This is a genomic window from Actinacidiphila polyblastidii (genome assembly GCF_036353415.1).
GTDB lineage: Bacteria > Actinomycetota > Actinomycetes > Streptomycetales > Streptomycetaceae > Actinacidiphila > Actinacidiphila polyblastidii.
This window is the reverse complement of sequence record NZ_JAZEWV010000001.1, coordinates 46,949-61,518: the sequence shown is the minus strand read 5'-3', so window position 1 is coordinate 61,518 and position 14,570 is coordinate 46,949. Positions and strand designations below refer to the sequence as shown.

Annotated in this window: 11 protein-coding genes; 5 read left to right on the top strand and 6 right to left on the bottom strand. The window is 73.0% G+C overall.

What is annotated here, in order from left to right:
* Window positions 1–49 precede the first annotated feature (49 nt).
* From V2S66_RS00190 to V2S66_RS00170, 5 genes are all read left to right on the top strand, one after another.
* Window positions 50–2,089: a bifunctional aldolase/short-chain dehydrogenase gene (locus tag V2S66_RS00190; RefSeq protein ID WP_330792052.1), complete on the top strand. Its 2,040-nt coding sequence runs from the start codon at window positions 50–52 to the stop codon at window positions 2,087–2,089.
* Window positions 2,090–2,250: 161 nt separating this feature from the next.
* Complete coding sequence (locus V2S66_RS00185; protein ID WP_330792802.1) at window positions 2,251–3,660, top strand: rhamnulokinase; 1,410 nt, start codon at window positions 2,251–2,253, stop codon at window positions 3,658–3,660.
* Window positions 3,661–3,735: 75 nt separating this feature from the next.
* Window positions 3,736–4,530 (top strand): (Fe-S)-binding protein, encoded by a 795-nt coding sequence (locus V2S66_RS00180; protein WP_330792050.1) that lies wholly within the window; start codon window positions 3,736–3,738, stop codon window positions 4,528–4,530.
* Window positions 4,527–5,999 (top strand): lactate utilization protein B, encoded by a 1,473-nt coding sequence (locus tag V2S66_RS00175; protein ID WP_330792049.1) that lies wholly within the window; start codon window positions 4,527–4,529, stop codon window positions 5,997–5,999. Before V2S66_RS00180 ends, V2S66_RS00175 begins: the two co-directional genes overlap by 4 nt.
* Window positions 5,999–6,715, top strand: coding sequence for a LutC/YkgG family protein (locus V2S66_RS00170; protein WP_330792047.1), 717 nt, complete (start codon window positions 5,999–6,001; stop codon window positions 6,713–6,715). Before V2S66_RS00175 ends, V2S66_RS00170 begins: the two co-directional genes overlap by 1 nt.
* A gap of 18 nt (window positions 6,716–6,733) precedes the next feature.
* Here V2S66_RS00170 and V2S66_RS00165 read toward each other — a convergent pair whose 3' ends face one another.
* From V2S66_RS00165 to V2S66_RS00140, 6 genes are all read right to left on the bottom strand, one after another.
* A complete protein-coding gene (locus tag V2S66_RS00165) occupies window positions 6,734–7,744 on the bottom strand; it encodes a LacI family DNA-binding transcriptional regulator (protein ID WP_330792045.1) in 1,011 nt (336 codons plus the stop codon).
* Window positions 7,745–7,859: 115 nt separating this feature from the next.
* Entirely contained in the window at window positions 7,860–8,720 is an 861-nt protein-coding gene (locus V2S66_RS00160) for a carbohydrate ABC transporter permease (RefSeq protein WP_330792044.1), read from the bottom strand.
* Complete coding sequence (locus V2S66_RS00155; protein ID WP_330792041.1) at window positions 8,717–9,538, bottom strand: carbohydrate ABC transporter permease; 822 nt, start codon at window positions 9,536–9,538, stop codon at window positions 8,717–8,719. Before V2S66_RS00155 ends, V2S66_RS00160 begins: the two co-directional genes overlap by 4 nt.
* A gap of 211 nt (window positions 9,539–9,749) precedes the next feature.
* A complete protein-coding gene (locus V2S66_RS00150; protein WP_330792040.1) occupies window positions 9,750–11,081 on the bottom strand; it encodes an ABC transporter substrate-binding protein in 1,332 nt (443 codons plus the stop codon).
* A gap of 447 nt (window positions 11,082–11,528) precedes the next feature.
* Window positions 11,529–12,992, bottom strand: coding sequence for an MFS transporter (locus V2S66_RS00145; RefSeq protein WP_330792038.1), 1,464 nt, complete (start codon window positions 12,990–12,992; stop codon window positions 11,529–11,531).
* Window positions 12,989–14,530 carry a glycoside hydrolase family 43 protein gene (locus V2S66_RS00140; protein ID WP_330792036.1) on the bottom strand — a complete coding sequence of 514 codons (1,542 nt, stop codon included), beginning with the start codon at window positions 14,528–14,530 and terminating at the stop codon, window positions 12,989–12,991. The genes V2S66_RS00145 and V2S66_RS00140 overlap by 4 nt, the downstream gene beginning before the upstream one ends.
* Window positions 14,531–14,570 lie beyond the last annotated feature (40 nt).

The window sequence follows — 14,570 nt, the reverse complement described above, 5'->3', positions numbered from 1 at the left end:
GCAGAGCGGCCCCGGAAACCCTCCCAAGGAACCGAAGGAAATCCCCGTCATGACGTCCTCTCCCGAGGCCCGCGCACTGCTGGAGCGCTCGAACCGGCTCGGCTCGGACCCGCGCAACACCAACTACGCCGGCGGCAACACCTCCGCCAAGGGCGTCGCGACCGACCCGGTCACCGGCGCCGAGACCGAACTGCTCTGGGTCAAGGGGTCCGGCGGCGACCTGGGCACCCTCACCGAACAGGGCCTGGCCGTACTGCGCCTGGACCGGCTGCGCGCCATGACGGACGTCTATCCGGGGGTGGAGCGCGAGGACGAGATGGTCGCCGCGTTCGACTACTGCCTGCACGGCAAGGGCGGCGCGGCGCCGTCCATCGACACCGCGATGCACGGCCTGGTCGACGCGCCGCACGTGGACCACCTGCACCCCGACTCCGGGATCGCGCTGGCCTGCGCCGCGGACGGCGAGAAGCTGACCGCCGAGTGCTTCGGCGACACGGTGGCATGGGTGCCCTGGCGGCGGCCCGGCTTCCAGCTCGGCCTGGACATCGCCGCGATCAAGGAGGCCAACCCCCGCGCGATCGGCTGCGTGCTCGGCGGCCACGGCATCACCGCCTGGGGCGCGACGTCCGAGGAGTGCGAGCGCAACTCGCTGCACATCATCCGCACCGCCGAGGCGTTCCTGGAAGCGCACGGCAAGGCCGACCCGTTCGGCCCGGTGCTGGACGGCTACCAGCCGCTGCCCGACGACCAGCGCCAGGCCCGCGCCGCGGCCCTGGCCCCGCTGCTGCGCGCCATCGCCTCCGCCGACCGCCCGCAGGTCGGCCACTTCTGCGACGCGCCCGAGGTGCTGGACTTCCTGTCCCGCGCCGAGCACCCCCGCCTCGCCGCGCTCGGCACCTCCTGCCCCGACCACTTCCTGCGCACCAAGGTCCGCCCGCTCGTCCTCGACCTGCCGGCCGCTGCCCCGCTCGACGAGGCGGCCGCCCGGCTGAAGGTGCTGCACGAGGAGTACCGCGAGGAGTACGCCGCGTACTACCGGCGGCACGCCGCGGCCGACTCGCCCGCGATGCGCGGCGCCGACCCGGCGGTCGTGCTGATCCCCGGCGTGGGCATGTTCAGCTACGGCAAGGACAAGCAGACCGCCCGGGTCGCGGGGGAGTTCTACGTCAACGCGGTCAACGTGATGCGCGGCGCGGAGGCGGTCTCCTCGTACCGGCCGATCGAGGAGTCGGAGAAGTTCCGCATCGAGTACTGGGAGCTGGAGGAGGCCAAGCTGCGGCGGATGCCCGCGCCCAGGCCGCTGGCCGCCCGGATCGCGCTGGTCACCGGCGCCGGCTCCGGCATCGGCAAGGCCACCGCGCGGCGGCTGGCCGCCGAGGGCGCCTGCGTGGTCGTCGCCGACCTCGACGGAGCCAACGCCGAAGCCGTCGCCAAGGACCTGGGCGGCCCCGACAAGGCCGTCGCCGTCACCGTGGACGTCACCTCGGAGGAGCAGATCAAGTCCGCCTTCGACGCGGCGGTGCTCGCCTTCGGCGGGGTGGACCTGGTGGTCAACAACGCGGGCATCTCCATCTCCAAGCCGCTGCTGGAGACCACCGCCCGCGACTGGGACCTGCAGCACGACATCATGGCCCGCGGCTCGTTCCTGGTGTCCCGCGAGGCCGCCCGGGTGATGATCGGCCAGGAACTGGGCGGCGACATCGTCTACATCGCGTCGAAGAACGCCGTCTTCGCCGGGCCCAACAACATCGCCTACTCCGCCACCAAGGCCGACCAGGCCCACCAGGTCCGGCTGCTGGCCGCCGAGTTGGGCGAGCACGGCATCCGCGTCAACGGCGTCAACCCCGACGGCGTCGTGCGCGGCTCCGGGATCTTCGCCGCCGGATGGGGCGCCCGGCGGGCCGCGACGTACGGGATCGAGGAGTCCGAGCTGGGCGCGTTCTACGCCCAGCGCACCATCCTCAAGCGCGAGGTGCTGCCGGAGCACGTCGCCAACGCGGTCTTCGCCCTCACCGGCGGCGACCTCACCCACACCACCGGCCTGCACATCCCCGTCGACGCGGGCGTCGCCGCGGCCTTCCTGCGCTGACGCCCGCCCGCGAGCCGCCAGATCCCGCCCGTCCCGCCCGTCCCGCCCGTCCCGTCCGATCCGCCGAACCAGAGGTCGTCACCGTGCCGTCCCGCAGCCCGTCGTCCGCCTTCCCCGCAGCGTTCGCCGCCGCCGACCTGGGGGCGACCAGCGGTCGGGTGATGGTCGGCCGGGTCGGCCCGGCGACACTGGACCTGAGCGAGGCGCACCGGTTCCCGAACCGGCCGGTGCGCCTCGGCGCCGGCCTGCACTGGGACGTGCCCGCCCTGTTCCAGGGTGTCCTGGACGGGCTGCGGCAGGTGGCGCGCTCGGGCGGGGCGGCCTCCGTCGGGATCGACAGCTGGGCGGTGGACTACGGTCTGCTCGACGCCGACGGGCAGCTGCTCGGCGTTCCCCACCACTACCGGGACGCCAGGACCGCCGGGACCGCCGAGACACTGCGCGACCGCCTTCCGGCGCGGGAGCTGTACGAGGTCACCGGCATCCAGCACCTGCCGTTCAACACGGTCTTCCAGCTCGCCGCGGCGGCCGGCAGCGCGCAACTGGCCGCCGCCCGCACGCTGCTGCTCATCCCCGACCTGTTCATCCACTGGCTGACCGGGACCGTCGGCGCCGAGATCACCAACGCCTCCACCACCGCGCTGCTCGACGCCCGCACCGCCGCCTGGTCCGGGCCGCTGCTGGAGCGGATCGGTGTCGACCGCGCGCTGCTCCCGCCGGTCCGCCGGCCCGGTGATCCGGCCGGCACGCTGCTGCCGTACGTCGCCGAGCAGACCGGGCTGCCGCGGGACACGCCCGTCACCACGGTGGCGTCGCACGACACCGCCTCGGCGGTCGTGGCGGTGCCGGCGACCGGACCGGACTTCGCCTACATCTCCTGCGGGACGTGGTCGCTCGCCGGGCTGGAACTGGACGCGCCGGTGATCACCGAGGCGTCCAGAGCCGCGAACTTCACCAACGAGCGCGGCATCGACGGCGGTTTCCGGTTCCTGCGCAACATCATGGGGATGTGGCTGCTGTCCGAGACGCTCAGCACCTGGGCGGCCGGCGGCCTGCCCGCGGACCTGCCGCCGCTGCTGGCCGGCGCGGCGCGGGCCCGTCCGTTCGCGGCGGTGATCGACCCGGACGCGCCGGAGTTCCTCCCGCCCGGCGACATGCCCGCGCGGATCGCCGCGTACTGCGCACGCACCGGGCAGCGGGCCCCCGCGGACCAGGCCGCGATGGTGCGCTGCATCCTGGAGAGCCTGGCGCTGGCGCACCGCCGGGTGCTGCGGACGGCGGCCGAACTCGCCGGGCGGGACATCGCGGTGGTGCACCTGGTCGGCGGCGGCAGCCGCAACGACCTGCTGTGCCAGCTGACCGCCGACGCCACCGGCCTGCCGGTCGTCGCGGGCCCGGCCGAGGCGACCGCCCTGGGCAACATCCTCGTGCAGGCGCGGGCGCACGGCGCCGTCGGCGCTCTCCACGAGATGCGGTCGCTGGTCGCCGGCACCCAGCGCCTGCGCCACTACCGGCCACGTGGCGAGCAACGCGACTGGGCCGCCGCCGCGGCCCGGATCGGCCTCGGCTGAGCCGGGCCGCGGGCACCACGCGACCGGCACCCGCCTCGCGACGCCCGAGGACGCGAAACCCCTCGAAGGAGTCCCATGCGAATCGCACTCTTCCTCACCTGCGTCAACGACGCGCTCTATCCGCGGACCGGCCAGGCCGTGGTGGCGCTGCTGGAGCGGCTGGGGGTGGAGGTGGACTTTCCCGCCGCGCAGACCTGCTGCGGGCAGCCGCAGTTCAACACCGGCTACCGGCACGCCACCGAACCGCTGGTGCGCCGGATGGCCGCCGCGTTCGACGGCTACGACCATGTCGTGACACCGTCCGGCTCCTGCGCGGCCATGGTGCGCGAGAACTACCCGCGGATCGGGGCGAAGGCCCAGGCGGAGGGCCGTGGGGCCGAGTTGGCCGAAGCGGGCGAATCCCTGGCCGCCAGGACCTACGAGCTGACCGAGTTCCTGGTGGACGTGCTGGGGGTGACCGACGTGGGCGCGTACTTCCCGCACCAGGTCACCTACCATCCCTCCTGCCACGGGCTGCGGACGCTGGGCCTGGGTGACCGGCCTCGGCGGCTGCTGGAAGCCGTCGAGGGACTGGAGCTGCGTGAACTGCCCGGTGCCGAGGAGTGCTGCGGCTTCGGCGGGACCTTCGCGGTGAAGAACCCCGACGTGTCCGCGGCCATGGGCCAGGACAAGGTCGACAACGCCCTGCGCACCGGCGCCGGCATCCTGTGCGGCGCCGACAACTCCTGCCTGATGCACCTCGACGGCATGCTGCGCCGCCAGGACACCCCCCTGCGCACCCTCCACCTGGCCGAGATCCTCGCCTCGACGAGGAGCACCGCCGGTCCTTCCCCTTCCCCTTCCCACGCCGCAGCCAGGAGCCGGACATGAGCCGCACCGACCTCGGGATGCCGTCCTTCCCCGACGCCGCGCGCACCGCCACCCAGGACGCGACGCTGCGGGCCAACCTCACCCACGCCACGCGGACCATCCGCGCCAAGAGGGCCACCGCCGTGGCCGAACTCGACGACTGGGCCGAGCTGCGGGCCGCGGGCGCCGCCGTCAAGGACCGGACGCTGCGGCGCCTCGACCACTACCTGGAGCAGACGGAGGCCGCGGTGACCGCCGCGGGCGGCACCGTGCACTGGGCCGCCGACGCCGCCGAGGCGAACCGGATCGTGGCCCGGCTGGTCAAGGCCACCGGCGAGACCGAGGCCGTCAAGGTCAAGTCCATGACCACCCAGGAGATCGGGCTCAACGAGGCCCTGGCGGCAGAGGGCGTCACCGCCTACGAGACGGACCTCGCCGAGCTGATCGTCCAGCTCGGGGACGACCGGCCCTCGCACATCCTCGTGCCGGCCATCCACAAGAACCGCAGCGAGATCCGCGCCGTCTTCACCGAGGCGATGGGCCGCTGGGGACGCCCCGCGCCCGACGGCCTCAGCGACCGCCCGGCCGACCTCGCCGAGGCCGCCCGGCTGCACCTGCGGGAGAAGTTCCTGCGCGCCAAGGTCGGCATCTCCGGCGCCAACTTCATGGTCGCGGAGACCGGCACCCTGGTCGTGGTGGAGTCCGAGGGCAACGGGCGCATGTGCCTGACCCTGCCGGAGACCCTGATCTCCGTGGTCGGCATCGAGAAGGTCATCCCCACCTGGCAGGACCTGGAGATCTACCTCCAACTGCTGCCCCGCTCATCGACCGCCGAGCGGATGAACCCCTACACCTCGACCTGGACGGGTACCACCGACGGCGACGGCCCGCAGGACTTCCACCTCGTCCTGCTCGACAACGGCCGCACCGACACCCTCGCCGACACCGTCGGCCGCCAGGCGCTGCGCTGCATCCGCTGCTCGGCCTGCCTGAACGTCTGCCCCGTCTACGAGCGGGCCGGCGGCCACGCCTACGGCTCCGCCTACCCCGGGCCCATCGGCGCCATCCTCACCCCGCAACTGCGCGGCACCACGACGCCGCTCGACGCCTCGCTGCCCTACGCCTCCTCGCTGTGCGGCGCCTGCTACGACGTCTGCCCCGTCGCCATCGACATCCCCGAAGTCCTCGTCCACCTCCGGGAGCAGGTCGCCGAGCACGGCGACGGCCACCGGGCGGAGCGGGCCGTGATCGGGGCCGCCACCTGGCTGCTCGACCATCCCGCGGCCCTCGGCGCCGCGGAGCGCGTCGCTTCCAGGACCCGCCGGCTGCACCCGCGCCGGCTGCCGCTGCCCGGCCCCGTCAAGGCGTGGAGCAGGTCACGCGACCTGCCCGCGGTGCCCGAGGAGCCGTTCCGCGACTGGTGGAGGTCCCGCCAGGCCGCCGCGGGGGAGCCGCCGCGCTCACCCCACGAGCAGAAGGACACACCCTGATGACCGCATCGCACCCCGCATCCCACCGCGCATCCGCCCGCGACGTCGTCCTCGGCCGGGTCCGGGCGGCGCTCGGCGACGTGCCGCCCGCCGACGACACCGCCGCGGCACCCGTGGCCCGCGGCTACCGGGACGCGCACCTGCCCGACGATCCCGCCGCCCTGGTGGACCTGCTGGCCGAGAACCTGGCCGACTACCGTGCGCGGGTGCACCGCACCGACGAGGCGGGGCTCCCCGCGACGCTGGCCCGGCTGCTCGCCGCACACGGCACCCGCAGCGCCGTCGTACCGCCGGGACTGCCCCCGCGGTGGCTGCGCGAGGTCACCGGTGTGGAGCTGCTGGCGGGATCGGGATCGGGATCGGGGTGGGAGTCGGGGCCGGGGCCGCTCGGCGCGGACCGGCTGGACGCCGTGGACAGCGTGGTCACGGGGTGCACGGTCGCGGTCGCCGAGACCGGCACCCTCGTGCTGGACGGCGCCGACGGGCAGGGGCGGCGGATCCTGACGCTGGTGCCCGACCACCACGTCTGTGTCGTCCGCGTCCCGGAGCAGGTGGTCGCCTCGGTGCCGCAGGCGTTGCGGCGGCTCGACCCGGCGCGCCCGCAGACGTGGATCTCCGGCCCCTCGGCCACCAGCGACATCGAGCTGGACCGGGTGGAGGGCGTGCACGGCCCGCGCGCCCTGGACGTCGTCCTGGTCCAGGGACCCGGAACGTGAAGGGACCTGCCGGGCCGCTCAGCGGCCCGGCAGGCTCGATCCCCTGACCACCAGTTCGGGCAGCAGCACGGCGTGCTGGTGTCGGTGCTCCGCCGCGTCGGGGCCGGTCTCCTCGAGCAGCAGTTCCGCCGCCATCCGGCCCATCTCGGCGGCGGGCTGCCGCACCGATGTCAGCGGTACGACGGCCGCGGCGGCGAACTCGATGTCGTCGTACCCGACGATCGCCAGGTCGGCGGGGACCGCGATGCCGGCCGCGTAGACCACCTGAAGGACGCCCAGGGCGAGCAGGTCGTTGGCGCAGAAGACCGCGGTGGGCCGGCGGGCGAGGCCGAGCAGCCGGGAGGCCGCGTCGCGGCCCGCGGCGACGTCGAGGCGCTGGGCGGGGATCTCCAGCAGCGCCTCGGGGCCGAGACCCGCTTCGCCGAGGGCCTGCAGCAGGCCCTCGCGGCGGTCCTTGACCTGCTGCAGGTGCGGCGGCCCGCTGATGTAGGCGATGGTGCGGTGCCCGGCGCCCACCAGGTGCCGGCCCGCGAGAGCGCCCCCTATGGTGTCGTCCACGGAGACCGAGCACTCCTCGGACCCCGCGGCCACCCGGTCCACCAGGACGAAGGGCACCTTCTGCTGCCGGAGCCGGTCGAGGTTCGCGCCGGTGGCGTCTGCCGGGGTGACCAGCACGCCGCGGACGCGCTGCTCGGTGAACATCGACAGGTACGTGGCCTCCTCGCTGACGCTCTGCCCGCTGTTGCAGACCATGACGCCGAGACCCGCCTCGCGGGCCGCGGACTCCGCGCCGCGGGCGACGTCCACGAAGAACGGGTTGCCCATGTCGAGGACGAGCAGGGCCATGATCCTGCTGTGGCCGGCCCGCAACTGGCGGGCCGACTCGCTGCGGACGTAGCCGAGCTGGTTGATCACCGCGTGCACCCGGTCCCGGGTCTCCTGCGAGACGAGCTCGGGACGGTTGATCACATTCGACACCGTACCCACGGAGACTCCGGCCCGGCGGGCGACGTCCTTGATTCCGACCATGCCTACACGCTCTCCTCGGGGGCTCTCGCCTCGGCTCCCGGCCCACGCCGTCGGCGGCGGACCGGGAGCTTCCCCATTGAAACAGTTCATCGAGCTGGGGACATCACGCTACCGGTCACTCCAGACCGGTACCGACGACTCCGTTGATGTACCAGCGCTGGAACACGATGAAGACCACCAGGACCGGCAGCATACTGATGACCGCCGCGGCCATGCCGACGCTCGGCGACATCAGGGTGTACTGCCCCGAGGCGAGCGGCGCCAGCGCCACGGTCATCACCGCGTGCTCGTGGTCGGGGGCGATGACCTGCGGCCAGATGTAGGTGTTCCAGGCCGTCAGGAAGCTGATCGAGCAGTACGCGGCGAGCGCGGGCTTGGCCAGCGGCAGCGCGACGGACACCAGGGTGCGGGTCCAGCCGGCCCCGTCGAGCTGGGCGGCGTCGATCAGTCCGGCCGGCAGGCTGCTGAAGAACTGCCGGAACAGCAGGGTCGCGAACGCGGTCTGGCCCGCGATGGGAAGGATCATGCCCGCGTAGGAGTCCACCAGGCCCAGTTGGTGCGTGACCACGTACAGCGGGATCAGCGTCATGTTGCTCGGCACGAACATCGGCACGACGATCACCGCGAGCATCGCACCGGACCACCGGAAGGGGATCTTGGCCAGCGCGAACCCGGCGGGGATGGTGATGACGAGCTGCACCAGGAGGATGCCGAAGCTGAAGACGAAGGAGTTGACGATCACCCGCGCGGTGAGGAAGTGGTAGGCCTCGGTGTAGTTGTGCCAGACGACCTTGGGCGGCAGCAGATGCGGCGGGTAGGCGCGGATGTCGTGCTGCGACATGAGCGAGGCCGACAGCAGGTAGAACAGCGGCAGGGCCATGATCAGACCGCACAGGACGATCACGGCGTAGCGGCCCGCCGCGGACCAGTTGGCACCGCGGCGGCCGGGCGCCGCCGGAGCGGTGATCGTGGTCATGCCGACCTCCGAATCCGTGAGAGGAGCTTGAACAGGCCCACGGCCAGGCCGATGAGCGCGAGCTGGAAGAGGGACAGCGCGCTCGCGTAACCCATCTCCGTCTGGTGGAAGGCGACCTGGTAGGAGTACAGCGCGAGGCTCTGGGTGTGGCCGAGCGGCCCGCCGTTCGTCATGATCAGCGAGATCTCGAACGAACCGCTGACGAAGTTGATCACCTGCAGGGTGGTGACCAGAATGGTCGTCGGGCCGACGTTCGGCCAGGTGATGCTCCACAACTGCCGCCAGCGCCCGGCGCCGTCCAGCGAGGCCGCGGCGTAGATGTCCGCCGGTATCCGCTGCAGGCCGGCCAGGTAGAGGATCATCACCAGCGGCAGCGCCAGCCAGATCATCATCACCGTCAGCGCGGGCAGCGCCCAGGTGGTGCTGGACAGCCACGCGGGACCGCTGACGCCCACCCAGCCCAGCACCCGGTTGGCGACACCGGCCCGGTCGTCGTACATGTACGACCACAGCACGGCGGCCACCGCGGAGGAGGCCACCATGGGCGCGAAGTACAGGATGCGCAGCGCGCCCATGCCGCGCATCTTGTTGTTGATCAGGACGGCGAGCACGAAGCCGAGCACGACGGTGGGGATGACGCCGAGCACCACGAACTCCACGGTGACGCGGAGCGAGGTCCACATCTGCGCGTCCTTGAACAGCCGCGTGAAGTTGTCCACGCCCACCCACTGCGGGCTGCCGAACAGGTCCCACGAGAAGAAGCTCAGCCCGAAGGCCCCCAGTGCGGGAATGATCACGAACAGCGTGAACGCGACCATGCTGGGCGTCAGGAAGACCGTGGCCGCGAGCGCGTCACGGCGTTTGCGGCGGTCGCGCGTCCTCGTGTCGGATCCGGAGCCCGGCGGAGCAGTCCGCCGGAGGGTCCCGTTGTCCAAAACCGAAGCCATTACTGCACCATTCTCTTTTCACCGGCCGGCTGCACCGGCTGCCCGCCGGGACGTGCGGGGCGCGTCCCGGCGGGCGGTCCGGCTACTTGGCGGACTGGAGGGCCTGGTTGACGGCCTTCTCGGCGTCGCCGAAGGCGGACGCGACGGACTTGTGCTGCAGTTCTACCTGCTGCACCGCCTTGATGACACTGTCGGTCAGCGCCTTCTGCGCGGCGCCCGGCAGGGCCGGCGGCAGGTAGGCGTCCTTGGCGTCCTGGGCGAACGCCGCCTCGTTCTGCGGCGGAGCCGGCAGCTGACGCCAGGCGCCGTTGTCGACGCCCTCCAGCGTCGGCGGGACGACCTGGCCGGTCGCCTGGGCGAGCTTCATGCCGCCGTCCTGGCTGTAGAACCACGCCAGGAACGCCCACGCGGCGTCCTGGTGGTTGCTCGCCCTGCTGATCGACAGGCCGTACGAGCCGCCGCCGACGGTGGGGTTGCCGTCGATCTTGGGCATGGTCTGGACGTCCCAGTCGTCCTTCAGCGTCTCCTTCTGCGTCGGCACGGTGGCGCGGACGCTGAAGGCCATGGCCGTCTGGCCCTGCTCGAACTTGGGCAGGCCCGCCGAGTTGGCGCTGTACTTCGGCGCGGCGGTGCCGTACGCCTTGAGCAGCTGGGTCCACGCCTTGACGGCGGCGGGCTCGCCGATGCCGGACTTCTTCGTCTTGGGGTCGTAGACGAAGCCGCCGTAGGCACGGATCACGGGGTTGTAGACCGCTGCCTGGTCGCCGATGCCCAGCGGCGGGAAGAGGCCGGCGTACCTGCCGCCGGTCTTCTGCTGGATCTCGGCGCCCACGCGGTAGAGGTCGTCCCAGGTCCAGGTCGCCTTCGGGAGTTCGGTGACGCCGGCCTTCTGGAAGATCGTCTTGTTGTAGAAGAGAGTCGTGGAGTCGGCGCTCACCGGCAGGCCGGTGATCTCCTCCGGGTGGGACACCGGGCGGTACTGGCCGAGGAACTGCGGCAGGAAGCTGCTGCCCTTGAGCCCGAGCTTGCCCTCCTTGAGCCGGTCGGCGACGTCCAGCGTGATGTTGCCGTCGGCGAGCTGGTTGGCCGCGTAGTCCACGTTCATCAGCACGTCGGGGAGCTTGTTGCCCAGGCGCTCGGTGACCAGCTGCTGGACGTACTGCGTGGCGTCGTCGGGGAGGGACTCGACGGTGATCTTCCGGTTCGGGTACGCCGCCTCGTACGCCGCCACGTACTTCTTGAACTGCGGCACGAGGCCGGCCTGTACCGAAAGGGTGATCTTGCTGCCCTCGACGGAACCGGCGCCGCCGCCGGAGGACGAGTTGCCGCACGCGCTCACCAGGGCGAGCAGCGCGGCCGTCCCGGCCACTGCTGCCCACGAGCGACTTCTGCGACGCCCGGCCGTTCTGGTCATCTCAACATTCCTCTCTACCGTCACCTGACTGTCTGCCCCGCACCGCACCGCGCGTCGGGGTGACGCTCCCACCCCCGCCCCAGCTCGGCACGGTTGGACGGGCTCGGCCACGGGATGCGCTTGTCACCGTCCGGGAGCCCGCAGGGCACACCGGCCGCCGACGGGCTTCGACGGAGAACCGCCTGCGGGATTCCGCACGCCACATTCAGCTTCAGTGAAAGCTTTCATTGACCATGTCCCAATGTTTCCCGCGTGTCAATAGGTTGCCGTCAGGTAACCGGTCGACGGGCCTTCTGGGCCCTGTAGGGGCCTGCTCTCGCTGCTCGCCTGGACTGCGGGCGGGGACTTCCCCGGGCGCGACCGGCCTGGGCGAACCCTGTCCGAGCGGCGCGGGACCGATGTCCTCCGCCCCAGTTGCCTCAGGGATATTGAATTGTTTCAAGCACATCACGGCCGCACGTTCCGCGGCGCGGGCCGGTGCCCCGCGTTCTCCGGCAGTCCGGACTCGGCGCCCAGCGGGATACGCCGGGCGAGGACGGTCGCCACCAGGGCCAGCGCGGCTCCCAGTGGCAGCGCGACACCCACCTGGTGCACGATCGCGGCGGACGCCCCCGCGTGCGGCGACGCCGCCGGCGCGGCGGTGAAGGCCGCCGCCACACCGGTCAGCGCGGCCAGTCCGATGGAGCCGCCGCTCTGGCCGGACGCGGTGATCAGGCCGCCCGCCAGCCCCGCCTGGTGGGACGGCAGCGAACGGGTCGCCGACGAGGTCAGCGTGATGACCGCGATGCTGCTGCCGATCGACAGCACCACCAGCAGCGGTACGAGCGCGCCGAACGGCGCGCCGGCGCGCTCGCACCCGGCCAGCCCGAACTGGGCGGCGGCCACCAGGACCGGTCCCATGGTGCGGCAGTTCCGCTCGCCCAGCACCACGGCGAGACGTGGCACGTTTCGCGAGGTCAGCACACCCGCGACAGTACCGGGGAGCATACACAGGGCCGTCGTCAGCGGGGCCAGCCCGGCCACGTCCTGCGCGTAGAGCGTCGTGTAGTACCCGGTCGCCGCGGTCCCCGCGAGCAGCACCACCGCGGCGGCGTTGGTGTACGCGACCCGGGGCGAGCGCAGCAGGCGCAGTGGCAGCAGCGGGTGCCGCACCCGCCGCTCGGTCACCACCAGGGCGGCCAGCGCGGCCACCGCGACGCCGCCGGCCAGCGCCGACCGAAGCGTCTGCGAGCCGCCGCCGTCGACCGTGGCCGCCAGGTCGAGGCCGGCGAACGCGACCACGAACAGCAGCGCGCCCGGGACGTCCAGGCCCTTCGGCCGGCGCTCGTCCGGTTCCCACCGCGGCGCGGCCCCGCGGCCGGCGGCGAACAGCGCCGGCGCGATCAGCACGTTGATCAGCAGCACCCAGCGCCAGCCGAGGGTCTGCGTGAGCAGTCCGCCGAACAGCGCCGACGCCGACGCGCCGATCGCGGCCGTCACGCTCCACACGGCGATGGCCCGCTCCCGCTCGGTGCCCGGCGAGGTTGCCCTGGTGAGCAGGACCAGGCTGGCCGGCGACAGCAGGGCGCTGCCGAGTCCCTGGAACACCCGGCAGGCCAGCAGCACGCCGAAGGACGGGGCGAGGCCCGCGCCGAGGCTGGCGGCGGCGAAGACGGCCAGCCCGGTCCGCAGCGCGCGGACCGGGCCGACGAGGTCGGCGATCCGCCCGCCGAGCAGCAGGAAGCCCGCGAACGGCAGGGCGTAGGCGTTCATCACCCACGGCAGGGAGCCGGTGCCGACGTCGAGGTCACCGGCCATCCTGGGCAGGGCGATGGCGAGCACCGCGCCGTCCAGCACCACCATCATCTGGGTGGCGGAGGCGACCGCCACGGCGCGCCGGCCGTGGCGGCCGGGTTCCGGAGGGTCGATCATGCCGCGCCCCAGGTGGCGTGCACGCCGGAGAAGCAGGCCGCGGGCAGCCCGGCGTCCCCGGCGGCGACCAGGGCGAACTGGCAGCCCACGAAGGACTCGGCGGTCTCGGCGGACAGCAGCCGCGCGGCGCCGGCGCCGACGCTCTCGTAGGGCTGGTCGCCGTCGGCGGCGAAGAAGGCGTACCGCTGCACGGTCGCCTCGATCCGCAGCCTGACCGGGCCGGTGCCGGGCAGTGCGACGCGCTGCTCGACGGCCATGTCGTCGACGGTGCGGCGCAGCACCACCTCACGGACGCCGTCCGGTCCGGTGCCGGCCAGCAGCGTGTAGTGGTGGCGGGGCGAGGCGTGCACGGCCACGCCGGCCGCGGCGGGCGCCTCGGGCGCGGCCGCCAGCACGGCGGTGAACCGCGCGTCGTCCTCCTGCTGCGGCAGGAACAGCGCGCCGACGCCGGCCGCGCGCTCCTCGCTGTCCAGCGGGCGGCCGTAGGGCAGGGTGAAGGAGCCGGCGGACGCGTCACCGGTCAGACCCGCGGCGGGCAGCCCCTGGGTGGACCAGCCGGCCGCCCACAGGGTCCGCGGCCCGGCCACCGTGCTCGCCGGGTTCGACGGCAGCGGCCGGGCGGTCCGCGTCCGCAGCTCGATGGTGCCCTCGGCGCCGACCACGGGCCAGCCGTCCCGCCACTCGACCGGCGCGAGGAACGTCTCGCGGCCCAGGTTGTGGTGGAAGACGAAGCCGCCGTCGGCCAGGTGGCGGGTGCCGAGCATGACCGCCCACCAGGAGCCGTCGGGCGCGTCGACGAGGTCGGCGTGCCCCAGCGTCTGGATGGGATGGCCGACCCGGTGCCGGTGGGTGATCACCGGGTTGTCCGGGCAGGGCTCGAACGGCCCCCAGGGCGACCGGCTGCGTCCGCAGGTCTGCATGTGGCCCTTCCACGACCCGCCCTCGGCGCTGAACAGGTAGTACCAGGCGCCGATCTTGTACAGGTGCGGACCCTCGATGTCGTTGGAGCTGAACCCGGCGTAGTCCGGGGTGAGCTCGCGCATCGGGCCCAGCTTCGCGCCGGTGGCGGGGTCGATCTCGCACTGCACCACCGGGCCGAGCCGGCCGTCGGGCAGCGGCGCCAGGGTGCGGCGCGTGTAGTAGCAGGTGCCGTCGGCGAAGAGCAGTGACGGGTCGAAGGCGTGGGTGTCCACCCACGCGGCGTCCGACCACTCGCCGGCCGGGTCGTCGGTGCTCAGCACGAAGTTGCCCTGGCCGTCGGCCACGTTGGTGCAGGCCAGGTAGAACCGGCCGTCGTGGTGCCGCAGCGTCGGCGCGTACAGCGTCACCTCGCCCGGCCGGCCGTCCCTGCGGTACTGCGCGGGCCGGGTGACGGCGCCGCCCAGCAGCCGCCAGTTCACCAGGTCGGTCGAGTGGTGGAGGCGCACCCCCGGAAGGAAGTCGAACGTGGAGGTGGCGAGGAAGTAGTCCCCGCCGACGCGGCACACCGACGGGTCGGGGGCGACGCCGCGCACCACCGGGTTGGAGATCGTGGTCACTGGGTTCCTTGCTGTGGTCGGAGGTCGCGGTGGGCCGGCG

What these genes read in the sequence shown, in the direction of transcription:
- V2S66_RS00190 (WP_330792052.1), top strand. Translation starts at nt 50, where the DNA reads ATGACGTCCTCTCCCGAGGCCCGCGCACTGCTGGAGCGCTCGAACCGG.
- V2S66_RS00185 (WP_330792802.1), top strand. Translation starts at nt 2,251, where the DNA reads ATGGTCGGCCGGGTCGGCCCGGCGACACTGGACCTGAGCGAGGCGCAC.
- V2S66_RS00180 (WP_330792050.1), top strand. Translation starts at nt 3,736, where the DNA reads ATGCGAATCGCACTCTTCCTCACCTGCGTCAACGACGCGCTCTATCCG.
- V2S66_RS00175 (WP_330792049.1), top strand. Translation starts at nt 4,527, where the DNA reads ATGAGCCGCACCGACCTCGGGATGCCGTCCTTCCCCGACGCCGCGCGC.
- V2S66_RS00170 (WP_330792047.1), top strand. Translation starts at nt 5,999, where the DNA reads ATGACCGCATCGCACCCCGCATCCCACCGCGCATCCGCCCGCGACGTC.
- V2S66_RS00165 (WP_330792045.1), bottom strand. Translation starts at nt 7,744, where the DNA reads ATGGTCGGAATCAAGGACGTCGCCCGCCGGGCCGGAGTCTCCGTGGGT.
- V2S66_RS00160 (WP_330792044.1), bottom strand. Translation starts at nt 8,720, where the DNA reads ATGACCACGATCACCGCTCCGGCGGCGCCCGGCCGCCGCGGTGCCAAC.
- V2S66_RS00155 (WP_330792041.1), bottom strand. Translation starts at nt 9,538, where the DNA reads ATGGTCGCGTTCACGCTGTTCGTGATCATTCCCGCACTGGGGGCCTTC.
- V2S66_RS00150 (WP_330792040.1), bottom strand. Translation starts at nt 11,081, where the DNA reads ATGACCAGAACGGCCGGGCGTCGCAGAAGTCGCTCGTGGGCAGCAGTG.
- V2S66_RS00145 (WP_330792038.1), bottom strand. Translation starts at nt 12,992, where the DNA reads ATGATCGACCCTCCGGAACCCGGCCGCCACGGCCGGCGCGCCGTGGCG.